The organism is Candidatus Baltobacteraceae bacterium, assembly GCA_036489885.1.
In the GTDB taxonomy this organism is placed as follows: domain Bacteria; phylum Vulcanimicrobiota; class Vulcanimicrobiia; order Vulcanimicrobiales; family Vulcanimicrobiaceae; genus JAFAMS01.
Map to the genome: position 1 here is coordinate 514,307 of DASXEW010000001.1, position 26,972 is coordinate 541,278.

Annotated in this window: 3 protein-coding genes; all 3 read left to right on the forward strand. The window is 63.6% G+C overall.

The annotated features are described in order from the left end of the window. The 3 genes from VGG22_02550 to VGG22_02560 are packed head-to-tail and all read left to right on the forward strand — an operon-like array spanning window position 1 to window position 26,971. Window positions 1–1,734: a hypothetical protein gene (locus VGG22_02550; GenBank protein ID HEY1727243.1), complete on the forward strand. Its 1,734-nt coding sequence runs from the start codon at window positions 1–3 to the stop codon at window positions 1,732–1,734. After that, window positions 1,731–3,401, forward strand: coding sequence for a hypothetical protein (locus tag VGG22_02555; GenBank protein ID HEY1727244.1), 1,671 nt, complete (start codon window positions 1,731–1,733; stop codon window positions 3,399–3,401). The genes VGG22_02550 and VGG22_02555 overlap by 4 nt, the downstream gene beginning before the upstream one ends. Beyond that, window positions 3,401–26,971, forward strand: coding sequence for an autotransporter outer membrane beta-barrel domain-containing protein (locus tag VGG22_02560; protein ID HEY1727245.1), 23,571 nt, complete (start codon window positions 3,401–3,403; stop codon window positions 26,969–26,971). Before VGG22_02555 ends, VGG22_02560 begins: the two co-directional genes overlap by 1 nt. Window position 26,972: the final 1 nt, after the last annotated feature.

The following is a 26,972-nucleotide window of genomic DNA, read 5'->3' on the forward strand; positions in this document are numbered from 1 at the left end:
GTGAGAACCGCGTTCGGGACGTTCGTGCTGCTGTTGAGCGCGGGCGCTTTTGTCGCGTGCGGCGGCGGCGGCGGAAGTTCATACGCAGTTCCCGCGCAGCAAGTTACTGCATGTCCAGGCGGCTTCAGCGGCACGGCACCGACCTGCACGCAACAATCAGCGAACAATCAATTCACGCCGATCTCGAGCGCGACAAGCGTTCCGCTTCCAACCGTTGCATCGTTCGGTGGAACGATGGTGGTGCCGCCTGCAGCGATCGCGGCACCGATCACGATCGGCCTCGACGTCAATGCACCGGCCGGCATCACGCCGCTTCTGCATCGTCGTGGTTTGAGTACGTATCGTCATCCGCTCGACTCGGGTGGATTGACGCCGGTTCTGTACATCACGCTCACTGCAAGCGGCGCAGTGACGTTCACGGGCTATCCGGGATTCACGATCACGTTGCCCGCGTCGTTGCAAACGCAGGGACCTTTTTATTTAGCGCAGCTCGAGAACAACGCGTGGACGACGGTCGCCGGACCGGCCGACGTCAGCAATGGCGCAGTCGCGTTTCCGATGGACGCGACCGGCTCGCTTTCGATCCCGGCCAACGGCACCGTCTACTTCGCGCTCTACACCGGCGGCGTTGCACCGACGTCGTCACCGAGCGTTGCTCCAAGCAGCGTAGCGACACCGACTCCGAGCAGCAGCAGTACGCCGACACCCGGCGCGACGCCGACACCAATAGCAAGCGGCACGACGACAGCGACTCCGACCGCCGCTCCGACGACGACCTTGACGCCTGCGCCGACTCCCACACCGGGTGGGACGGGCACGCCGATCGCGACGCCGACCCCGAACCCGACGCCGACCCATACAGCGACGCCGACGCCAACTCCAACTCCGACGACGACGCCGGCCCCAACGCCGACGCCGATCCCAACGCCGACCGCGACCGCAACACCGACGCCAAGCCCGACGACGACACCGACGCTGGCTCCGACAGCGACGCCGGGCACGCCGACTCCAACGCCGACTGCGTTCCCAACGACCACACCCACGGCCACACCGACACCGGGTGGCGGCGGACAAACCGTCACTTCGTTCTCGTTTGGGACGCTTCCGAGCGGAAGTGCCGGTACGTCGGAGACCAATCAGCTTCTGAACTTCAAGGCGTTCAATTCCAGCAACGCACAGGTCAACAGTGGGTTCGCGAATTCCGTGACGGTCACGAGCAGCGATCCGTCAACGACGCTCTCAGTCAACGGCGGAGCTGCAAGTCAATCCGTTACGTTGACGTCAGGCACGCAACAGCTCGCCCTCAACTATACGGGTATAGCGGTCAATCCGGTGACGCTCACCGCGAGTGCGACCAGCGCAACGACGCAAACGGCGAGTTTCTCGCCCTCGCTCTCTTCAATCGTGTACTCCGGTCCCGTTAACAGTTCGAGCAATCCGGAGATCGATCTCTACGCGACGAGCGGAACCGGCTCGACGTTTACGTTCACCGCGTCGCAAGCGGGCTGGACCGGCACCACCTACGGTAACTTGCTCATCGGCACAATTCCGGCGAGCGGCACGTGCAGCAATTTCGCGACGATCACACAGCCATCGTCGGATTCGTCGTCAACTTACACGGTAACGGCGATAGGGTCACCGTCGGTGGGCTCCTGCACGATTGGGCTCGGTGGGTTCAGCTCGAACATCACGGTGACGATCACCTACTCCACCTTCGGAGTGACACTGCATTGAGCACTTTGCATGCGCGCATCGCCATGATCGCATTTGCAATGCTTGCGGCTTTTGCCGCCGGCTGCGGCGGCGGCGGCAGTGTTCTTTCAGGCTTGACGAATGGTGGCGGCAGCACGGGCGGTAACGGTAGTGGCGGCAGTCAGCCGAAATCTGGTTTCTACCTTCATATAGTCATCCCGGCCACGGGCGGCTCGTCACAGAGCGAACGGCGCCGTCCGAAGTATATTTCATCGTCAACGACACAGCTCGCTTACTCGGTCGACGGAAATGTCCAGACGCCGATCTCGCTGGTTCCTTCGACGAATACCGATTGCGCCGCAGGGCCACCGGTCACGTGCACCGTCCCGTTTAGCATTGCGCCGGGCAACCACACGTTTTCATTCACCCTCGAAGACGCGAGCAACAATCCGCTCTCCGGTGCGACGAATGTCTCTTATACGGTCGTTGCCGGAAATGCGAATACGCTGAACCTGACGTTGGGCGGAATCGTCGCTTCCGTCGTCGTGCAGTCGCAGACGGCGAACGCGAGCCGTATGACGGGCAGCGCGAGCAACGGCTTCCAAATCTACGGTAACACGGCCGTGCAATTTGCCGTCGTGCTCGAGGATGCCGACGGCAATACGATCGTCGGCGCGATGCCGTCGCCCTCGATCGCACCGTCGCCGACGGCGTCGTTCGCGCTCGCGACGCCGTCGCCGGGCACGAACGTCTGGACGCTGACCTCATCATACAGTGCAACGAATCCGGCGCTTTCGTCGAACACGAGCCTGACAATCGTAGCGACGCCGGTGCCGAGTAGCGGACCGACGACGGCGTTTACCGAGACCGTGCAGCTTCAGCTCTATCAGCCGTGGATATTCGTGCTGAATTCCGGCGGCGGCGGCTCCGTCACAGCGTACGACGAGCAAGGAAATCAGAAAACGCTCTCACCGGCGTTCACCGTGAGCACGCCGCAAGGCATCGCAATCGACAACAGTACGGATACGACCGATACCCATGAGGGTGACATCTACGTTACGAACGTCGGCGGCCCATCGGTCAAGGCGTACGTTCCGCCCTCGACGGCAACGACGCTCCCGGGAGCGTTCGTAGGAATAGCGTCACCAGGACCGGTTGTTTACGATCCGCACAACGATCAGTTGTATCTCGCGAATCTGGCAGCCAGTGGTCAGACGATGGAGGCATACGCGAGCGGCGGCACGGCGGGCGCGGGCTTCTCGACGATTTCGAATATCGCGAATGCGACGGCGCTGGCGTACGACTCTGTGGACAACTACATTTTCTTAGCGTCGGGTACCGGCAACAAGATTTACGAATTCACCGAAGCTGGAGGCGCCGGAACCACGGCGTCGTGGACGACGTCGCTTAGCAATCCGAGCGGACTGGCGTACGATCCGAATTGGGGCTGGATATTCGCGGCCAACAAAGGCTCGAGCGCGATCACTGCGTACAACACGAGCGGCGCCGCACAATCGTTGTCCGGATTCTCAGTGTCGTCGCCGACGGCGATGGTCTTTGATTCGCACTCGAAAACGTTTTATGTCCTGACTTCGACTGGGATGAAGGCGTTCACGGAGACATCAACGACGGGCACCGTTTCGGCGGCCTCGCTCTCAGGAACGTTCCCGAATTTGAACACGCCCACGGAGATGATTCTCGTCCCGTGATGTTGTCGCGCTTCGTCCGGCTTGTCTCGGCGTGCGCACTCGCGCTTCCGCTATATATGTCATTGGCGGCGACGCACGCGCGCGCAGCTACGTGTACGCTCACACCGAGCGGCGGCAGCTACATCGTCAACTGTTCGAGCAGCTCGACCACGCCGACAGTCCCCGGTCCACAGACAAACGGTTCGCAAAACGACATCTCCAATGGTGGCGGTGGTAGCAACGGCCGCGACGGCGCGCTCTTTGTTTCGCCGGATTCCGGCGGTGGTGGCGGCAACGGTGGAACGTTAACCGCATCGTTCCCCACAATCAGCGGCGTGATTTTCCCGAGCAGCGGCAACGGCATCAATTTTCAAACCAACGGCGGCAATGGTGGTTCGGGCGGCGATTGGTATGGCGGCGGCGGCGGAGCGGGCGGCGGCGGCGGCGGCAACGGTGGCAGCATCGGATCATCTATATCCTCGCCTCTGTTCACACCAAGTGGTCTCTCGGTTGTCACTGCAAACGATGGAGCATACGGCGTTTTCGCGCAAAGCGCAGGCGGCGTCGGCGGCTCGGGTGGAGACGGCGACGGTTTCACCGGAGGCGGCGGTAATGGTGGTCCGGGTGGCGCGGGCGGTACCGTTTATCTCGACGTTCAAAGCAACATCTTCACGTTCGGTAACAACGCGTTCGGTATTCTCGCTGAAAGCATTGGCGGCGGCGGCGGTAACGGCGGCGGCGGCTTCAGTTTATTTTATGGAAGCGGCGGTTCCGGCAACCAAGCGCAAGCAGGCAGCGATGTTGCGCTAACACTCGGAAGCGGCGGGTCGGTGTTCACCGCGGGTACAAGCTCGTACGGAATTCTCGCGCAAAGCGTCGGCGGATTCGGTGGTGCGGGCGGAAGTCTCGACGGTATCGTCAGCTTCGGCGGCGACGGAAGCAACGGCGGTTCCGGCGGCAACGTAACCGTCACGACGCAGAGCGGCACGTCGATCGCGACGCAGGGCGATTATGCATATGGACTCGTCGCGCAATCGATTGGCGGCGGCGGCGGTTCAGGCGGATCGAGCGGCGCGATTTACGACCAGGGCGGAAGTGGTAGCGCGGGTGGCGCCGGTTCGAACGTTACCGTTACAAACAACGGTTCAATTTCCACGCTCGGACAAGTCGCAAAAGGCATTCTTGCACAAAGCATCGGCGGGCATGGCGGCGACGGTGGTAGCGCAACCGGTCTCGCGTCGCTGGGCGGCAACGGTAGCTCGACGAGCGGTGCAGGCAACGTTTCCGTTACGAATAGCGGCAGTATTACGACGCACACGTACACCGGCGTCGCCAGCAACGGTTTGTTTGGTGCGCAAGCAATCTTCGCGCAGTCGGTTGGCGGTGGCGGCGGAAATGGTGGCACGTCAGGCGGTTGGCTAGAGTCGATCGGCGGAACCGGCGGCGCGGGCGGTGATGGTGGAACCGTCAACGTTACGAACAGCGGCAATCTTACGACGTACGCAAGCGATTCCGCGGGGATCTTCGCGCAGTCCGTCGGCGGTGGCGGCGGCAACGGTGGTGGTTCACTCGCCGCAGGTTTTGGATCGACGCTTGCGATTGGTGGAAGTGGCGGCAGCGGCGGCCAAGGTCAAACCGTCACCGTCAATTTGGATGGCGGCAACATCAATACCGGTTACGGCGGCGAAGCCGATCGTTCAAACGGAGTCGTTGCGCAATCGGTTGGTGGCGGCGGTGGCAACGGCGGCTACGCAATCTCAGTGTCGGTTGGATCGATTGCTGCGGCATTCGCGCTCGGCGGCAGTGGCGGCAGTGGCGGCGCCGGTGGAAATGTCATCATCACGAGCAACGGCACGCTCGGTTCAATTACGACAGACGGTTATCAATCGAACGGAATTCTTGCACAATCGGTCGGCGGTGGTGGCGGCAACGGCGGCATGGCGGTCGCGGCGAGCGTTGGTCTCGTCAGCGGTGCGTTCGGTGTCGGTGGTGGCGGCGGCAGCGGCGGTGGCGCGGGCGTCGTCAATGTAACTAGCGACAACAACATCACGACGTACGGCAGCGACTCGATCGGAATCGTTGCGCAAAGCATCGGTGGCGGCGGCGGCAACGGCGGCGAGAGCATCGCCGCGAGCGCAAGCCTCGCAGGCGTCAGTGCTGCGGTCGGCGGGAGCGGTGGCAGCGGCGGAAATGCAAGCTACGTCAACGTCGGTAGCACCGGTAACATTCATACCTACGGTACGGACTCAACTGGAATTCTCGCGCAAAGCGTCGGCGGCGGCGGCGGCAATGGCGGCTACGCCGTTGGTGCAACGCTTGCGGGAATCGCTGGCGCAGCATTCGGAGTCGGCGGCAGCGGCGGCAGCGGCGGCAGCTCAAGCGTCGTCACGGTTTCCAATTACGGCAACATCACAACCGGCGGGTCCGGCGCAACCGGCATCATCGCGCAATCAATCGGCGGCGGCGGCGGCAACGGCGGATTCAGCGTCGCGGGTGCGCTCTCGCTCGCCGGCAATGCATCGCTCGCGGTCGGCGGTAACGGAAGCAATGCGGGGAGTGCCGGCGCAGTTTCGGTTTCGAACAGCAACGACACGATCAGCACGACCGGCGACAACTCGAACGGAATCTTTGCGCAAAGTCTCGGCGGTAGCGGCGGCAACGGCGGCTTCAGCATCGCGGGCGGAATAAGCGGCGGCGCAACACTGACCGGTTCGGTCGGTGGCAGCGGCGGCACCGGCGGCGATGCCAATACGGTCACCGTCTATAGCGGGAACTCGTCGTTGAGCATGGCGACGATCAATACGCAAGGTTCCAATTCATCCGGCATCGTTGCGCAGTCGGTTGGCGGTGGCGGCGGTAACGGCGGGTTTGCAATTTCAGGCGCACTTTCAGGCGGTGCTGCGCTCGCCGGCGGAGTCGGCGGAGACGGCGGAGCCGGAAGCACTGCGTCGAGCGTCACCATCGTAAGCTATACGAACATCCAGACCGGCCTTGCCGGCAATTGCGTCGGCAACCAATGCGGCTCGGATAACTCAAACGGAATTCTCGCGCAATCGATCGGTGGCGGCGGCGGTAATGGCGGCTTTAGCGTCGCGGGTAGCGGCGGAGTTGATTTCGCCGGCGGCGTTGGTATCGGCGGCGGCAGCGGATCGGGCGGGACTGCAAGTTCTGTTTACGTTGCGAACACCGGCAACATCACGACGTACGGAAATAACTCGAACGGAATTCTCGCGCAATCGATCGGTGGCGGCGGCGGTAACGGCGGATTCAGTATTGCAGGTTCGCTTTCGGCCGGCGCTGCGGCCGGTGTAAGCATCGGCGGTTCGGGTGGGTCAGGCGGTCAAGCAAATTACGTCTCAGTGTCGAGCAACGGAAATATCGCGACGACCGGCAACGATTCGATCGGCATCGAGGCCCAGTCGATCGGCGGCGGCGGCGGTAACGGCGGGTTCAGCGTTGCTGCGGGATTGGGCGGCAGTGTCGGCGCCGGTATTTCGCTCGGCGGAAGCGGAGCGGGCGGCGCAACTGCTGGTTCGGTCACCGTTAGCTCGAGCGGTTCCACCATTAATACAGACGGCAACGGCTCGATCGGAATTCTCGCGCAATCGATCGGCGGCGGCGGCGGTAACGGCGGCTTTAGCATCGGCGCGGGTGGCGGCGGCGACGCCGGAATCGGCGGCAGCCTCGGCGGCAGCGGCGGCGGCGGATCGAACGCAAGCTTCGTCAACGTCACGAATGGCAACTCGATTACGACGTACGGCAATTCCGCCGGCGGTATTATTGCGCAATCGATCGGCGGCGGCGGCGGTAACGGCGGATTCAGCATTGCGGGTGCCGGCGGCGATCTCGCAGCCGCTGTTTCGATCGGCGGCGGCGGCGGCAACGGCGGAACCGCTTCGACGGTTAGCGTCACGAACACGGGCTCGATCACCACGTACGGAGTCGCATCGAATGGCATCACCGCGCAATCGATCGGCGGCGGCGGCGGTAACGGTGGATGGAGTGTCGGCGGAACGCTTTCCGCCAGCGGCGCTGCGCAATTCAGCATGGGCGGCAGCGGTGGAAGCGGGGCTGATGCAAACAACGTCACCGTCTCGAGCATCGGCAACGTCGCGACGCACGACGACAGTGCAGTTGGTATCTTCGCGCAATCGGTTGGCGGTAGTGGCGGCAACGGTGGATTCAGTATTGCAGGCGGAATTTCGGGAGGATCGAGCGCTGCGGTTTCGCTCGGAGGTTCCGGTTCCGGCGGCGCAGATGCGGGCTCCGTTCAAGTTACGAGCGTCGGAAGTATTTCCACCGGCGGTAATAACGCCGATGGCATACTTGCGCAATCGCTTGGCGGAGGCGGCGGGAATGGTGGATGGAGCGTCGCGGGCACGATTTCGAACGGCGGCGCCGCGAGCGTCAGCTTAGGTGGAACCGGCGGTGCCGGAGGCAGCGCGTCGTCAGCCGAGCTGTCGAGCAACGGCAACGTCTCGACGAGCGGTTCGAACTCTGCGGGTCTGGTTGCGCAGTCACTTGGTGGCGGCGGCGGTAACGGCGGCTTCAGCATTGCCGGTGACCTTACGAACGGCGCGACGGCTAGCGTCTCGATTGGCGGAAAAGGCGGCGCGGGAAGCGACGCGGGCATCGTGTTCCTCTCGAGCGGCACGTCGACGAATCTCGTTACGATAACTACGCAGGACGCGCAATCCGACGGTATTCTCGCGCAATCCATCGGTGGTGGTGGCGGCAACGGCGGATTTTCAATCGCCGGATCTCTTTCGAATGGAACCTCGGCCACGGTCAGCATCGGCGGTAAAGGCGGAAGCGGTGGAACGGCTTCGTCCGTAACCGTCAGCTCGAACAGTTCAGTGATGACGGGCGGCGATCAATCCTCAGGTATCGTTGCGCAATCGATCGGTGGCGGCGGCGGTAATGGTGGCTTCAGCGTTGCCGGCGATCTCGCGAACGGAACGGCGATCGGCGTTTCACTTGGCGGCAACGGTGGAAGCGGGGGAACCGCGAGCGCGGTTACGGTCACGAGTGGCCTGGGGAGCACGCCGGTTTCGATCATAACCGGTATTGACGGTGGTGATTTCGCCGACGGAATTCTGGCGCAAAGTATCGGCGGCGGCGGCGGTAACGGAGGAATGTCCGTTGCCGGCACGATCGCGAACGGCACGTCTTTCGGCGATGCGGTCGGCTCAACAGGCGGCACGGGAAACACAAGCTCCGACGTGACCGTCACGAGCAACAGTACGATTCTGACGTTTGGCGATTCTTCGACGGGCATCGCGGCGCAATCGATCGGCGGTGGCGGCGGCAACGGCGGGATGCACGTCAAGGGCAGCATCAACGCAAAAAATGGAAGCGCTAGCGCGAGCGTTGGTTTCGGTGGCGGCGGCAGCGGTGGAAATTCCGGAACCGTAACGGTTTCGAGCACGTCGGGAATCACGACGCAAGGCGACACGTCGGACGGCATTCTCGCGCAGTCGATCGGTGGTGGCGGCGGCTACGGCGGCATCGGTATCACCGGACAAATCGAAAGCGCGCTCGGTGTAAGTTTCGGAAGCAGTGACAGCGGCGGCGGATCGAATGACGTCAGTGTCACGAACAGTGCGTCGATTGCGACCGGGAACGTAACGAACAGTACGGGCAATTTTTCGAACGCAATCGTCGCTCAGTCAATCGGTGGCGGCGGTGGCGAAGGCGGATTCGATATTTCCGGCGGCATCTCGGCGTCGGGCGGTGGAATAAGCGGGCTGAAAACGGCATTCGGCGCTGCAGGCGGCACCGGCGGCAACTCGGGCGATGTTACCGTTGTAAATTCGGACGGCAGCACGGCGATTTCACTCTCGACGATAGGCTCGAATGCGACCGGTATTCTCGCGCAGTCGATCGGTGGTGGCGGCGGCAACGGTGGATTCGCAGTCGCCGGAAATCTCACCAGCGGCTGGAGCCTCGGTTTAGCGATGGGCGGCAGCGGCGGTACCGGCGGCGACGCAGGATCCGTTAGCGTGACGAGCTCGAGTACGATCACGACGCAAGGCGATCTCTCGAACGCAATCGCAGCGCAATCGATCGGCGGCGGCGGCGGAAACGGTGGTTTCGCGATCTCGGCTAGCGGCTCGGCCGGAACCGCTGCAAACTTTGCGTTCGGCGGGAGCGGTGGAACCGGTGGGTACGCGGGCGCCGTCAACGTGCTGAACACCAGTACCGGCACGATCGTAACGCATGGCGATCAATCCTCAGGGATACTTGCGCAATCAATCGGCGGCGGCGGCGGCAACGGCGGGTTCACGGTTGCGGCAACACTTACTGAAGCGAGTGCGGTCACGGCCGGATTCGGCGGAAGCGGCGGCAGCGGCGGATACTCGGGAACGGTCTATGTCACCAATGGTGCCGACATTACAACCCACGGTGATTCGTCCGGCGGAATAATCGCGCAATCACTTGGCGGCGGCGGCGGCAACGGCGGATTCAACGTCTCCGGCGGAATCAGCGGCAGTTATGCAATGACGCTCGGCTTCGGCGGGACAGGCGGGGACGGCAACACCGCAGGCGACGTCAACGTCACGAGCGGAAGCGCGACGAGCGCAGTTCAGATCGAGACATTTGGCGCGCAATCAGCGGGAATTGTCGCGCAATCGGTCGGCGGCGGCGGCGGCAACGGCGGCTGGAACATCGCAGGCTCACTATCGAGCGGACCTTCATTTACGCTTGGATATGGCGGCGGCGCGACGGCTGCATCGTTCGGTGTTCCATGCGGTGGCGTGATTCAGTGCGAAACCGGCGGCGCAGCCGGAAACGTCGCGGTCACCAGTAATTCGAACATCTTTACGTGGGGCGATCAATCGGCCGGCATTATCGCGCAATCGCTCGGCGGCGGCGGCGGCAACGGAGGCTTCAGTATTACTGCCGATCTTTCGACGTCCAATGCATTCGGACTGAATTTCGGCGGCGACGGCGGTACGGGCAACACCGGCGGTACGGTGCTCGTCACCAGCGGTACTTCGACGTCTGCGGTGACGATCCAAACCGTCGGAACGAATTCGGATGGCATCCTCGCGCAATCGATCGGCGGCGGTGGCGGCAACGGCGGCTTCGGCGTTGTCGGAACGGCGACCACGTCGTCGAGTTTTACGACGGGACTCAATCTGGGGAGCGCAGGTGGAAGCGGTGCGACCGCATCGACGGTTACCGTTGCAAGCAATAGCGCGATCCTCACGACCGGCGACAACTCATCGGGTATCGTTGCCCAATCGATCGGCGGCGGCGGCGGTAACGCGGCATTTACGGCGAGCGCATCGGTCGCTTCGACCGGAGTTGCCGGCAGAATGGATTTCGGCAGCGGCGGTTCGGGTGGCGATGCGGGTTCGGTAAACGTCAGCAGCTTGGACACGATCGTTACGACGGGGCAAAATTCGAACGGCATTCTCGCCGAATCGATTGGCGGCGGCGGCGGCTTCGGTGGAATGTCGCTTCTGGGCTCGCTCGTCGACACGGCGACGAATGCGATTGGTCTCGGTCTTGGGAATGGATGCGCGAGCGGCGCGTCGTGCGGCGGTAACGCGACCGACGTCACGCTGACGAATTACGGCAGCATTCAAACGAGCGGTAACAACTCGAACGCCCTCATCGCGCAATCGATCGGCGGCGGCGGCGGCGACGGCGGATTTGCAATCAGTGTCGGCCTCGCGACGCAATCGGGCATCGGGTCGAGCATTACCGACGCACTCGGGTCGTCGGGCGGTGATGGCGGAAACGCCGGCAACGTGATCGTTGCTAATAGTGCTGCGATGTTGATTACTTCGGGTTCGCAATCCAGCGCGCTCGTTGCACAATCAATCGGAGGCGGCGGCGGCAACGGCGGCTTCGCGATCTCTGGAAACGTCTCGCCGGGCTGGGGATTGAACGTTGCACTCGGCGGCGGCGGCGGAAGCGGCGGTACGGCTGGAAACGTTACGGTTACGAGCTCGAGTCAAATCATGACGACCGGTGATCTTTCCGACGGCGTTATGGCGCAGTCGATCGGCGGCGGCGGCGGTAACTGCGGATTTGCCGTTGCAGCAACGGGCTCGACGGGACTCACTGCCACGACTGCCATTGGCGGTAGCGGCGGAAGCGGTAACTCCTCGGGCGTCGTCAGGGTGACGAACAGCGGCATCATCGTCACGGGCAGCGATGTCGGTGGCGTCGTTACCGGTACGGGTTCAACCGGTATTCTTGCGCAATCGATCGGCGGCGGCGGCGGTAATTCCGGATGGGCCGTTGCCGGCACGCTCGATCTCGGCAACGATGCTTCCATCGCGTACGGCAACAGTGCCGGTTCCGGTGGTAACTCTGAGAACGTACACGTCACGAACACGGCGAGCATCCAAACGTATGGAGATTCAGCCGGCGGAATTGTCGCGCAGTCGATCGGTGGTGGCGGCGGCAACGGCGGCTTTGCAGTCACCGGCGGAATCAGCGGCGGCAAGCAGCTCGGCTTCGCGGAAGGCGGCGCGGGTGGGAACGGAAGCTACAGCGGCAACGTTTACGTGCATTCCGGCACCGCTGCTGACGCTGTTACGATTCTTACCGCAGGCGATTTCTCGAATGGTATTCTTGCGCAGTCGATCGGTGGCGGCGGCGGCAACGGCGGCTTCGACGTGTCGGGAACGGTCTCGGCGGGATCATCCTTTACGCTCGGATACGGCAGCACCGGCGGCGACGGCGGGCACGCAGGTTCGGTCTACGTCAATAGCGTCAGCAACATTCAAACGTTCGGCGACTCGTCGACCGGCATTGTTGCGCAATCGATCGGCGGCGGCGGCGGCAACGGCGGATTCAGCGTCGCCGGAAGCATCGCGGGCGCGAACTCGCTGACGATCGGGATGGGCGGCTCCGGTGGAAACGCGAACGTCGCGGGCGCCGTAACCGTTGACAGCGGGGCATCGACGAACGTCGTCGACATCTTTACGAGCGGAACGAATTCCGGCGGTATTCTCGCGCAATCGATCGGTGGCGGCGGCGGCAACGGTGGATTCGCGGCCGGCGGTGCAATCAGTTCTTCGAAAGCGCTCGCGTTCGGTGAAGGCGGCTCCGGCGGTACGGGAGATGATGCAAGCACCGTCACGGTAACGAGCTACACCGACATCGATACCAGCGGCGACAATTCCGTCGGTCTCATGGCGCAATCAATCGGCGGTGGCGGCGGTGCGGGTGGCTTCGGTGCGTCGGGCAAGATTAACAGCACCGGCGCGAAGGGCAGCTACACGTTCGGCAGCGGCGGAATGGCCGGCGACGGCAAGGCCGTTACGGTTAATTCGTACGATACGATCATTACGAGCGGCGATAATTCGGGCGGCATTCTCGCGCAATCGATCGGTGGCGGCGGCGGTTACGGCGGACTCAAACTTGCCGACACACTGGCTGCATCGCTCGGCCAAGACTACGGTGCTTCGGCCGGCAGCGGCGGTAACGGTGACGTCGTCAACGTCACCAATACCGGCAGCATTCAAACCAGCGGCAATAACTCGGTTGCGATTACGGCGCAGTCGATCGGCGGTGGTGGTGGCGATGGTGCTTTGGATATCTCCGGAGGTTTAGCGACCGGCGGCGCTACGTCAGGGCTCAGCCATAGCCTCGGAACGAGCGGCGGTGTCGGCGGAAATGCCGGCAACGTCACGGTTGCCAACAGCGCTGTCGAAATCTACACGAGCGGCGCCGAGTCAGGCGGCATTCTCGCGCAATCGATCGGTGGCGGCGGCGGTAACGGCGGCGATGCAATCAACGGTAACATCGCGCCGGGTTGGGCGCTCGGAATTGGTCTCGGCGGAAGCGGCGGCTCGGGTGGATATTCGGGTACCGTCGGCGTTACGAATTCCAGCGTCATCATTACGAACGGCGATCTTTCGGACGCTATTGCAGCGCAGTCGATCGGCGGCGGCGGCGGTAACGGCGGCTTTGCAATCTCTGCGGTCGGCTCGACCGGAATGTCGGCGAACGTTGCAATCGGCGGTAACGGCGGAAACGGTAATAACGGCAACGCGGTAACGGTCGTCAACACCGGCCAGATCGCGACAGCAGGCTCACAGTCGGATGGCATTCTCGCGCAATCGATCGGTGGCGGCGGCGGTAATTCCGGTTGGGCAATTGCCGGCACGCTCGGTCAAGGCAACGATGCATCGGTCGCGTACGGTGCAAAGGGCGGCGCGGGCGGAACCGGTTTCACCGTCGACGTTTCGACGACCGCAAGCATCGAGACGCTCGGTGATTCATCGGACGGTATCGCGGCGCAATCGATCGGCGGCGGCGGCGGTAACGGCGGATTTGCAGTCGCCGGAAATATTTCCGGCGGCTATTCGCTTGGGCTAGCGTTCGGCGGCGCGGGCGGCAGCGGAAGCGGAAGCAATAATGTCGGCGTAATCGCGGGCAGTGCCGGAGACGCGATCTCGATTTTGACGAGCGGCGATTTCTCGAACGGCATTCTCGCACAATCGCTGGGTGGTGGCGGCGGTAACGGCGGATTCTCGGTCGCCGGCGATATCTCGAGCAGTTCGGCGCTTACGCTTGGCTACGGCGGCGCGGGCGGCGATGGCGGAACCGCCGGTACGGTTACCGTCAACAGCGTCAGCGACATTCAAACGTTCGGCAATTCCGCAAACGGCATCATCGCACAATCGATCGGCGGCGGCGGCGGTAACGGCGGATTCAGCGTTGCGGGCGCGCTCAGCGGCGGCAACGCCTTGACGATCGGCCTCGGTGGTGCCGGTGGTAACGGGAACACTGCACAGACCGTAACCGTCGGCAGCGGCGCATCCGGAAGCGTCGTGGACATCTTCACGAACGGTGAAAATTCCGCCGGCATTCTCGCGCAGTCAATCGGCGGCGGCGGCGGTAACGGCGGATTCGCAGTTGGCGCGTCGGGATCGAGCTCGATGGCGATGGCGTTCGGCGAAGGCGGCAGCGGCGGAACGGGCAACACGGCAAATACCGTAACCGTGACGAGCTACAGCGACATCGTCACAGCCGGCGACAACTCGATTGGTATCGCTGCGCAATCGATCGGCGGCGGCGGCGGCTCGGGCGGATTCAGCGCATCCGGAAAAATCACGAACACCGGCGCGAAGGCGAGCTACACATTCGGTAGCGGCGGCTCAGCCGGCGATGGCGGTGCAGTTTACGTGACGTCGTACGATTCGATCGCGACCGCCGGCGATAATTCCGACGGCATTCTCGCACAATCGATTGGCGGCGGCGGCGGATTCGGCGGGTTGAGTGTTGCCGGAACGCTCGCAACCGATCTCGGCATGAATTACGGCGCATCGAGCGGTGGCGGCGACGCGAACATCGTGTCCGTCACGAATTCCGGCGCGATTCAAACGTCTGGGCAAAACTCTGCGGCGATCGTTGCACAATCAATCGGCGGCGGCGGCGGTAACGGCGCAATGGATATCTCCGTTAGCGCAGCGAGCGGCGGTGCGACCGCGGGACTCAGTCACAGTTTTGGTACGAGCGGCGGCACGGGCGGTAATGCAAACAACGTCACCGTCGACAACACTGCGGCTGCGCTCCTGACGCAAGACGTTCAGTCCGACGGCATCTTGGCGCAGTCAATTGGCGGCGGCGGCGGTAACGGCGGTTACGCAATCAATGGTAGCGTTGCAGCCAGCTGGGGCCTCGGAATGGCGCTCGGCGGCGCCGGCGGTTCGGGCGGTTACTCGGGTACGGTCGACGTCACGAGCTCGAGCGCCATCGTAACCAACGGCGATATTTCCGACGGCATCGCAGCGCAGTCGATCGGTGGCGGCGGCGGAAACGGCGGTTACGCAGTTTCCGCAATCATGACGACCGGCACGTCGGCGAACATTGCAATTGGCGGCACCGGCGGCAGCGGTAATAACGGTAACGCCGTTACGGTCGAGGACACCGGCCAAATCGGAACGGCGGGAGAAGCGTCGAACGGCATTCTCGCGCAATCGATCGGCGGAGGCGGCGGTAACTCCGGTTGGGCAATTGCGAGCACGCTCAGTCAAGGCAACGACGCATCCTTCGCATGGGGAACCAGCGGCGGTTCCGGCGGCAGCGCCTCGACTGTTACCGTTACAACGACGGCGAATATTCAAACGGAAGGCGATTCATCAAACGCCATCGCGGCGCAATCGATCGGCGGCGGCGGCGGTAACGGCGGATTCTCGATTGCAGGCGGCATCAGCGGCGGAACGGCGGTCGGATTATCGTTCGGCGGCGCGGGTGGAACGGGAAGTAATAGCGACACCGTCACCGTCAACGCGGGCGGCGCCGGCAACACGATACAGATTTTGACGAGCGGCGATTTCGCGAACGGTATTCTTGCGCAATCCCTTGGCGGCGGCGGCGGCAACGGTGGCTTCCATATCGCAGGTGACGTCTCGAGCGGAACATCGCTCGGACTCGGTTATGGCGGCGCGGGCGGTGGCGGTGGGTATGCGGGAGCGGTAACGGTTGCAAGCGTTACCGACGTTCAAACGCAAGGCAATTCGTCGGACGGCATCATCGCGCAATCGATCGGCGGCGGTGGCGGCAATGGCGGATTCAGCGTCGCGGCTTCACTTGCGGGGACGAATTCGCTCGACGTAGCGATGGGCGGCGCAGGCGGCGACGGCAATTATGCATCGAGGGTAACCGTCGACAGCGGCGCGCTCGGAAACGACGTACAGATCTACACGAACGGCGAAAATTCCGGTGCCATTCTCGCGCAATCGATCGGCGGCGGGGGCGGCAACGGAGGCCTCGCGGTTGGCGGTACGGCGAGCGCCAACAAAGCCTTGGCGTTCGGCGAGGGCGGCGGCGGCGGAACCGGCGCCGACGCTGGCATGGTAACGATCTCGAGCTACACGCAGATTTCAACGCTCGGCGACAACTCGGTCGGCATTACCGCGCAATCGATCGGCGGCGGCGGCGGATCGGGCGGCGTTAGCGCATCCGGCAAGATCACGAGCACGGGCGTGAAGTCGACGTATACGTTCGGCAGCGGCGGAGCTGCGGGCGCCGGCGCAGACGTCGTTGCGGCTTCGTTCGACAACATTATTACGACCGGCGAAAACTCCGGCGGTATCTTAGCGCAATCGATCGGCGGCGGCGGCGGATACGGCGGCCTCAGTGTCACCGGTACGCTCGAAGCTGCGCTCGGGATGAACTACGGCGCAGCGGCCGGCGGCGGAGATGCTGGAACGGTGATCGTCAACAACACCGGCAGCATTCAAACCGGTGGCGACAACTCGGCTGCGATCACGGCACAGTCCATCGGCGGCGGCGGCGGCAACGGCGCGTTCGACGTATCCGCAGGTTTGAGTTTTAGCGGCGGCGTCACCGGTGCACTCAGTCATAGTTTCGGAACGAGCGGCGGTACGGGCGGAAACGGCGTCGACGTCACCGTCTACAACAATTCGGCGCAAATTTATACGAGCGGTTCGCAATCCGACGGCATTTTAGCGCAATCGATCGGCGGCGGCGGCGGCAACGGCGGGTTTGCCGTCGCAGCCAACATCACTCCCGGGTGGAGTCTTGGTGCATCGATGGGCGGCGCGGGCGGATCGGGCGGGACCTCCGGCAACGTTTACGTCAGCAGCTCGAGCACGATTACGACGAACGGCGACGTCTCCGACGGTATTGCAGCGCAATCGATCGGCGGGGGCGGCGGTAACGGCGGCTTTGCGATCTCCGCAGTCGGCTCGGTTGGATTTGCGGCAAACGCTGCATTCGGTGGCACCGGCGGAAGCGGCAACAACGCCGACACCGTTACGGTCATCAACAACAACGCGATTCAAACTAATGGAACCGCATCGAACGGCATACTCGCGCAATCGATCGGTGGCGGCGGCGGTAACTCTGGATGGGCCGTCGCTGCCACGCTCACGCAAGGCAACGACACGTCGTTCTCTTACGGAACGACGGGCGGCGCCGGTGGAACGGCGAGCACCGTCAACGTTACGACCAACGCAAACATACAAACGCAAGGCGATTCATCGAACGGTATCGCGGCGCAATCGATCGGCGGCGGCGGCGGTAACGGTGGCTTTGCAACGACCGACGGCGTAACGGGCGGTTTCAATCTCGGCCTCTCGATGGGCGGCGCCGGCGGAACCGGCAGCGGCAGCGGCAGCGTCGGCGTAAACGCCGGCAGCTCCGCGAACGCGATTCAAATTTTGACGAACGGCGACTTCTCAAACGGAATTCTCGCGCAGTCGATCGGTGGCGGCGGCGGCAACGGCGGATTCGATATCGTGGGCGGAATCGCGTCGGGTTCGACGCTTTCGGTTGCGCATGGCGGTGCAGGCGGCGATGCAGGAACCGCGGGATCCGTGACGGTGGCAAGCTTTACGAACATTCAAACGCAAGGCAACGATTCGAACGGCATCATCGCGCAATCGATCGGCGGCGGTGGCGGCAACGGCGGATTCAGCGTCGCGGGATCGATCACGGGATCGAACTCGCTATCGGTTGGCCTGGGCGGAGCCGGCGGCAACGGCAATACGGCATCAACGGTAACCGTTTCGAGCGGCGCGCTCGGTAGTGTCGTAGATATCTTCACGAACGGTGAATCATCGGACGGTATTCTCGCGCAATCGATCGGCGGCGGCGGCGGTAACGGCGGACTTAGCGTCGGAGGCTCGCTCAGCGCCGGAAAAGCGCTTGCAATGGGTGAAGGCGGCAGCGGCGGTACCGGAAATGATGCCGGAGCAGTCGGCGTAACGAGTTACACGAATATCGTCACGGTCGCCGACAATTCCGTGGGTATAGCAGCGCAGTCGATCGGTGGCGGCGGCGGCTCCGGCGGCGTGAGCACGAGCGGCAAGATTACGTCGACCGGCGCAAAGGCGAGCGTAACATACGGTAGCGGCGGATCGGCGGGCGCTGGTGAGGCCGTCACTGTCGGCAACGACGCGATGATCGTCACGAGCGGCAACAACTCGGAGGGCGTCATGGCGCAGTCGATCGGCGGCGGCGGCGGCTACGGCGGTCTGAGTGTTATTGGAACGCTTGCGACGACGCTCGGCATGGATTATGGTGCGTCGGCCGGTGGCGGTGACGGCGGGACCGTTACGGTCGGTAACTCGGCCGACATTCAAACATCCGGTGAGAATTCGCACGCGTTGCTCGCGCAATCAATCGGTGGCGGCGGCGGCACCGGCGCGTTCGATGTTTCGGCCGGACTCGGTACGGGCGGACTCTCCGGACTCTCTCACAGCTTCGGAACGAGCGGCGGCACCGGCGGCAACGGCAGCGACGTGACATTGACCAACACGTCGAGCGAACTTTATACGACGGGCTCGCAATCCGACGGCATTCTCGCACAGTCAATCGGTGGTGGCGGCGGCAACGGCGGCTTTGCAGTCAACGGCAACATCGCATCGGGTTGGTCGCTCGGCCTCACGATGGGCGGCGCCGGCGGCAGCGGCGGAACGTCGGGCATCGTCAACGTGACGAGCTCGAGCGTCGTCTACACGGGCGGCGATCTTTCTGACGGCATTGCGGCGCAATCGATCGGCGGCGGCGGCGGTAACGGCGGCTTCGCAGTAAGCGCAACCGGTTCGGCCGGGCTCAGTGCAAACGTCGGCATCGGTGGAACCGGCGGCAGCGGCAACGATGCCGGTGCAGTCGCGGTGAACAACACCGGTCTCGTCGTCACGAACGGCAACGCGTCGAACGGCATCCTCGCGCAATCGATCGGTGGCGGCGGCGGAAATTCCGGATGGGTTGTCGCTGCGACGATCGATCAAGGCAACGACACGTCGATTGCGTACGGAACGACCGGCGGTTCGGGTGGAACGGCGTCGACCGTGAATGTTACGTCAACAGCGAACATTCAAACGCAAGGCGATTCATCCAATGGTATCGCGGCGCAATCGATCGGTGGCGGCGGCGGTAACGGTGGGTTCGTTGCGAACGCCGGCATCAGCGGCGGCAAACAGCTAGGCCTCGGACTTGGTGGTGCGGGCGGTTCGGGAAGCGGAAGCAACGACGTCGGCGTAATCGCGGGCAGCGCCGGAAGCGCCGTACAAATTTTAACCAGCGGTGATTTTGCGAACGGCATTCTCGCGCAATCGATCGGCGGCGGCGGCGGTAACGGCGGATTCGACGTGTTCGGCGGCGCAGCGACTGGCGGTTCGTTCAATCTCGCAGCCGGTGGCGGCGGCGGTGACAGTGGTACGGCCGGTACAGTTACCGTCAACAGCGTCAGCAACATTCAAACGATCGGCGTTTCGTCCGCGGGCATCGTCGCACAATCGATCGGCGGCGGCGGCGGCAACGGCGGATTCAGCGTCGCCGGTACGATTACCGGCGCGAATACGATGACGGCAGCGCTCGGCGGCGCGGGTGGAAGTGGTAACACTGCATCGACCGTTACCGTCAACAGTGGCGCATCGACCAACATGGTCGGCATCGTGACCAGCGGCGATGCAGCGGATGGTATTCTCGCGCAGTCAATCGGCGGCGGCGGCGGCAACGGCGGTTTCGCAGTCGGCGGCGATGTGAGCGCGGCGACGAAGGCGATGGCGTTCGGTGAAGGCGGCGCCGGCGGCAGCGGCAACAACGGTGGCGCGGTGAACGTCACGAGCTTCACACAGATCGCAACGACAGGCGACAACTCGGTCGCGATTTCGGCGCAATCAATCGGCGGCGGCGGCGGTAACGGTGGTTTCAGTGCATCCGGCCGCATCAGCAGCACCGGTGCAAAGGCGAGCTACACCTATGGAAGCGGCGGCTCCGCCGGCGACGGCGAGGCTGTTTCGGTATCAACCGCCGATACGATCGTAACGAGCGGAGAAAACGGCGACGCCGTGCTCGCGCAGTCGATCGGTGGCGGCGGCGGATTCGGTGGATTCAGCGTTATGGGTACGCTCGAATCCGATCTCGGAATGAACTACGGCGCGACCGCAGGCAGCGGCGGCAACGGCGGCACCGTCGCGATCTCCAATGGCGGCAGCATTCAAACGACCGGTGACAATGCCACGGCGCTCACTGCGCAGTCGATTGGCGGCGGCGGCGGCGACGGCGCGTTCGATGTCACCGCAGGGCTCAATCTTGGTGGTTCTCCGACTTCGGCGCTCTCGCACACGTTCGGGACGACCGGCGGTACCGGCGGGAACGCGAACGACGTAACGGTCGGCAACACCGCAGCGCAGCTGCTCACGAGCGGCGAGCAATCGGATGCCATTCTGGCGCAGTCGATCGGTGGTGGCGGCGGTAACGGCGGCTTTGCTATCGGCGGAACGATTCAATCCGGCTGGTCGCTCGGCGTGACGCTGGGTGGAAGCGGCGGCACGGGCGGTTCGTCCGGAAACGTTGGCGTGACGAACTCGAGCGTGATTGTAACGACCGGCGACATCTCCGATGCAATCGCGGCGCAGTCAATCGGCGGCGGCGGCGGCAACGGCGGTTTCGCGGTGAGCGCGACCGGTTCGGTCGGGACGACCGCGAACATCGCAATCGGCGGCGCAGGCGGAGCAGCAAACAACGCTGGTACGGTAACCGTCGACAACACAGGTCTGATCGGAACATCCGGAAACTCTTCGAACGGCATTCTCGCGCAATCGATCGGTGGCGGCGGCGGAAATTCCGGTTGGGTCGTTGCCGCAACACTCGGTCAAGGCAATGACGCATCGCTGGCTTACGGCACGAGTGGCGGTTCCGGTGGAACTGCAAGCACCGTCGGCGTAACGACGACCGCAAGCATTCAAACCGCCGGCGACTCTTCGAACGGCATTCTCGCGCAATCGATCGGCGGCGGCGGCGGCAACGGCGGGTTCTCCGTAACCGGCGGCATCACGGGCGGCAAAGCACTCGGACTTGCATTCGGCGGCGCAGGTGGAACCGGCAGCGGGTCGGACGCGGTGACCGTGAATTCCGGCGCAACCGCAAACGCGATCTCCATTTTGACGAACGGCGATTTCGCGAACGGTATTCTCGCGCAATCAGTCGGCGGGGGCGGCGGTAACGGCGGATTCGATGTTGCGGGCACGGTTTCGGCCGGCTCGTCATTCTCCATCGCGCACGGCGGCGGCGGTGGCGACGGCGGAACTGCAGGCGCGGTCGACGTCGAGAGCTACACGAATCTGCAGACGTACGGCAACTCATCGAGCGGCATCGTGGCGCAATCGATCGGCGGCGGCGGCGGCAACGGCGGCGTTAGCATCGGCCAAGACCTATCGGGCTTGAACGCGTTCAGTCTCGCAATCGGCGGCGCAGGCGGCACCGGTAATACGGCAGCGGGCGTGACCGTCACGAGCGGTGATGCGAGTACGCTGGTCGACGTGTTCACGGTCGGCAACAATGCCGACGGCATACTCGCACAATCAATTGGCGGCGGCGGCGGAAACGGCGGCGCATCGATTGCGGGCGTCATCAGCGCCGGCAGTGCGTTCTCGTTCGGTCAAACGCTCGGAAGCGGCGGCGGAAGCGGCTCGACCGGATCCGATGTTGCGGTAACGAGCAACAGCGTCGTTTGGACGCAAGGTGAGAATTCATCCGGCATCGTTGCGCAATCAATCGGTGGCGGCGGCGGAAACGCCGCGTTCACCGCGACTGGAAAGGTCACGCAAACCGGAATCGGCGGATCGTTTAAATACGGTAGTGGCGGTTCGGGCGGTGATGCCGGTACGGTCAACGTGGCCAGCAACAATACGATTGTTACGGCCGGCGATAATTCGAACGGCATTCTCGCGCAGTCAATCGGCGGCGGCGGCGGATACGGCGGCGAGTCGCTTGCGAACACGCTTCTCACAGCTGCCGCGAGTGAAGTCGATGTCAACTACGGCAGCTCGTGCGCGAGCGGCGCTTCCTGCGGCGGCAACGCGAACGACGTCAATCTCACGAGCTCCGGCAGCGTGCAAACGTCCGGCGCGAATTCGAGTGCACTGCTCGCGCAATCAATCGGTGGCGGCGGCGGCGACGGCGGTTTTGCGATCGCGGGCGGCATCTCAGCCAATTGGAACATGAAAACGGCGCTGGGCCGCAGCGGCGGCGATGGCGGTAACTCCGGCAGCGTCAACGTGCAGAACACTGCAGCCGAACTCATCACGAGCGGGTCAGAGGCCGACGGCGTGCTCGCGCAGTCAATCGGCGGCGGCGGCGGCGCAGGCGGGTTCGCAGTTTCGGGAAGTATCACCGGCGGTTGGGGTCTGAATCTCGCGCTCGGCGGCAGCGGCGGATCCGGCGGTTCGTCGGACACGGTCACCGTCAATAGCTCGAGTCAGATATTCACGAACGGCGACCTCTCGGACGGCATCTCTGCGCAGTCGATCGGTGGCGGCGGTGGAAGCGGCGGATTCGCGATTGCAGCGCAAGGCTCGCTCGGAATCGCCGGTAACATCGGCATCGGCGGCGGTGGCGGAAGCGGCAACGCCGGCAACGATGTATCCGTAACAAACACCGGTGTGATCGTCACATCGGGTACGGCGTCGAACGGCATTCTGGCGCAATCGATCGGCGGCGGCGGCGGCGACGCGGGCTTCGTCGTTGCAGCAGCGCTTTCGCAGACGAATGCCGCGACGCTCGGTTTCGGCGCATCGGGCGCAGGCGGATCGGACGCGGGAACGGTCACGGTTGCGAACGACGCAACGATCGGAACGAGCGGCTCGAACGCGCAAGGTATTGAAGCGCAATCGATCGGCGGCGGCGGCGGTAACGGTGCGCTGACGGTTGCAAACGGAATGAGCGGTGCCGGTGCGATCGGACTCAGCTTTGGTAGCAGTGCCGGCGCAGGCGGTAATGGCCAAGCCGTGAGCGTCAACAACGGCATGAATGTTGCGGGCATTTCGATTCAAACTACCGGTTTGGAAGCAAACGATATCCTCGCGCAATCGATCGGAGGCGGCGGCGGCAACGGCGGCGTTGCGATTGCCGCGAACGAGTCGAGCGGAGCTGGTCTCGGTCTTGCAGTCGGCGGCAATGGCGGTGCTGGTGGAGATGCGGGCCTCGTACAGGTCAACAACAACGCGTTGCTTGCGACGACCGGTAATTTCTCGAACGCGATCATGGCGCAATCGGTCGGCGGCGGCGGCGGCAACGGTGCATTCGACGTTACCGGCGGTGGAAGCACGATGTTTGCCGCGACCGTCGGCATCGGCGGAAGCGGCGGTATTGCGGGCGATGCCGACGAGGTCGACGTCGTCAACAACAATCAAATCACGACCAGCGGTCAAGGTGCTTCCGGCATCATTGCACAGTCGATCGGCGGCGGCGGTGGAAGCGGCGGATTCGTCGTAGCCGGCACGCTCGCGCAAAGCGGCTCGTTCGCGGTCGCAGTGGGCGGTTCGGGCGGCGGCGGCGGAAACGGCGGCGCGGTCAACGTTACGGCCGGCGGAACGATCGGCACCTACGGTGCGAATGCGGACGCGGTCATCGCGCAGTCCATCGGCGGCGGCGGCGGCGACGGCGGATTCATGATCTCGAACTCGATTGCGGGCGCGAATTCGGTTGCGTTGACAATGGGTGCGAACGGTGGCACCGGCGGAAATTCGGGCGATGTCAGCGTTACGACGAATTCGGGCGCATCGCCGAGCGTGATCGTGACGGCGGGCTACGAATCGGCCGGCGTGCTGGCGCAATCGATCGGCGGCGGCGGCGGAAATACCGGCTTTAGCGTAGCCGGCGGCATCGGCGCGGACGGCGGCGCGAGCATGAATCTCGGAGCGCAAGGCGGCGCAGGCGGTAGCGCAGGCGCGGTCAGCGTGAACAACGCCGGCATCATTTCGACGACCGGCGAGCTTGCGAACGCAATCTCGGCTCAATCGATCGGCGGCGGCGGCGGAAATCTCGGTACGTCGGCAAGCGCACTCGCGCCGGGCGTTACGATCGGCGCGGTTCTCGGAGGCAGCGGCGGCGTCGCGGGTGACGGCAACGCAATCACGCTCAACAACAGTGGCGCGATCTTCACGACGGGCGATCTCTCGAACGGCATCTTTGCGCAGTCGATCGGCGGCGGTGGTGGTTATATCGGCAGCCAGCTGCAAGGCATCACCGGCTCGAACGTTCAGCTCGGCGCAACGACCGGCACGGGCGGTAACGGCGGCGACATTACCCTGACGAATTCGGGTGCGGTCGCGACGATCGGCACGAACTCAAACGCGATCGATCTGCAGTCGATCGGCGGCGGCGGCGGAGCCTACGTCGGAACGGGCGTATCCGCAGTAGTGCTGGGCGGAAACGGTGCATCCGGAAACGGCGGCGACATCAGCCTAACGAACGCCGGAACGATCACGACAACCGGCGACGGCGCCTTTGGCGTGCTGGCACAATCGGTCGGCGGCGGCGGCGGTCAAGCCACGAATACAACCGGAACGATCTCGTTGCAAGGCGGCAACGCGGGTAACGGCGGCAACCTTACGATTGCCAATACCGGCGACATCGTCACGACCGGCAACAATGCCGACGCGCTCGTCGTGCAATCAATCGGCGGCGGCGGTGGCCTGGTCAATAACAATTACATCGGCAGCGCCGGCGGCAACGGTTCGTCGGGAAACATCAACGTGACGGAGAACGGCACGATCTCGACGACTGGCTCCGGGTCGAGTGGCATCGTCGCGCAAAGCGCGGCCGGAACCGGAACGTCGGGCAACGTCAACATCAATATCAACGGCTCGGTCTACGTCGCATCCGCGTCCGCAAACGCGGTCGTTGCGCAGAGCACCGGAGCTGCAGGCGAAGGCAGCAGCACGATCACGCTCTCGCAGAACGGCGTCATCGTTGGCGGGGGCGACAACGGCTCGGCTCCCGGCGCGACCATGACGTCCTCGAACACGCGCACGCTCGATACGATCGTCGGCTCCAACGCCTCGCGCACACCGGCCGACCTGCCGGCGGGCGACGCGACGGGCGCGGCCGTTCTGTTCATCGGCGGATCCGACAACACGCTCAACAACAACGGCGTGATCACCTCGCTCTCCGGGATCAACGGCTATGCCGTCGTTGCGCAGAACGCCGGCGTTACGACCGTCAACAACAACAATGTTATGGTCGGATCGATCGACCTCGACGGCTTCGGTAACGTCAACAATGCGCCGGGCGCGGTCATGATTCTCGGGCCGACCGCGAACCTCGGCGCGCCGGGTACGCTAACGAATTCCGGTATCCTCACGATCGGCGGCGTCGGCACCGTTCAAACGACGAATCTCACCGGCAACTTCGTGCAGACCGCGGGAGCCGTGATGCCGGTCGACGTCGACTTCGGCAACTACACGTACGACAAACTGAACGTCAGCGGCAATGTGACGATGGCCGGCACGATCAACCTCTCGCTGCTCAACACCAACATGGTGAAGCAGGGGACGTTCAACTTCAACATCGTGAACGCAGGCGGAACGAATAACTCATCTGCCGTCCAGCTCGTCGCGCCGGTGTCGTTCATCTCGCAATATCAGTTGCTGCCCGGCCCGAGCGGCGCGCTCGTGCTGCAAAACGTCGTCAACTTCTCGCCGCCGACGCTGTCGGGCGATACGGGCGCATTCGGCCAGTACATCGCCTCGATTCAGGCCAATGGTTCATCCTCGGCGCTGAGCGGCATGCTGACGACGATCTTCAACTCTCCCAACGAATCGTCGCTGAACTCGCTTTACCGCGAGCTGACGCCGGCGAGCTACACACCGATGGAGGCTGCGACGTTGCTCAACGGTCTCGCCTTCGCCCGGCAGCTCATCAGCTGCAAGACGCCGGGCGCGGATTTCGGTGAGGTAAAAGACGGCGATTGCTCGTGGGGCGGCATCAACTCGACGAATCTCTCGCAAGTCGAGTCGCCGATATCGGTGCAATTCCAAGAGCAGACGCAGGGCATCTCGTTTGGATTCCAGAGCCCGGTTGCCGACGGACGCACTTCAGTCGGTGCGGGTCTCTCATATGCGGGCGACAATCTGTACTCGGGCAATTCGTCGATGTGGGGCTCGCGCTTCATGTTCGGCCTGACCGCAAAACGCGAGACGTCAAACGACTTCATGTTCTCGGCCGACATCGCAGCAGGTTCTGCCACGTATCAAACGCACCGCTATATCGCTTTCCCGAGCGCGTCCGTGCAAACGTCGTCGGGTGCAACGGGCTTCGGCGGCTTCTCAACTCCGAACGTTTCGACGCAAGGCGCCAACAACGTATCGATGCTCACCGGCGGCATCCGGCTGGACAAGACGCTCGACCTCAACCGCTTCTCACTCAAGCCATACATCGGGCTGAACGAGACGTCGGTCTACGTTGGGACGAACACGGAGACCGGCGCCGGACCCCTCGACTTGGTCGGAAATGCCAGGCAGGATATGTATTTTACGATCAATCCGGGCATGGAGATCGGTGGAAACTTAACCTGGCGTGACGCGAAAATCCGCCCGAACTTGGATATCTCTGCGAACGAATTCATCGGCCGCAATCAAGCCGGATTCACCGCCGGACTCGCCGGTGCGGATCCGAATTTGAGCCTGCCGTTCACGAGTCAGATCGATCGCACGCTCATCAACGTGGCGCCGTCACTCGACATCGAAGGGAAGAAGGGGCTTGGCCTCCGTCTCTCCGCGGACATGTTGATCGGCAGCCGTACGCACGGCGGCACGTTGCAGTTCAGTCTGACACAGAAGGTCGGCAACGCGCCAGCGCACTAGG

What these genes read in the sequence shown, in the direction of transcription:
- VGG22_02560 (HEY1727245.1), top strand. Translation starts at nt 3,401, where the DNA reads ATGTTGTCGCGCTTCGTCCGGCTTGTCTCGGCGTGCGCACTCGCGCTT.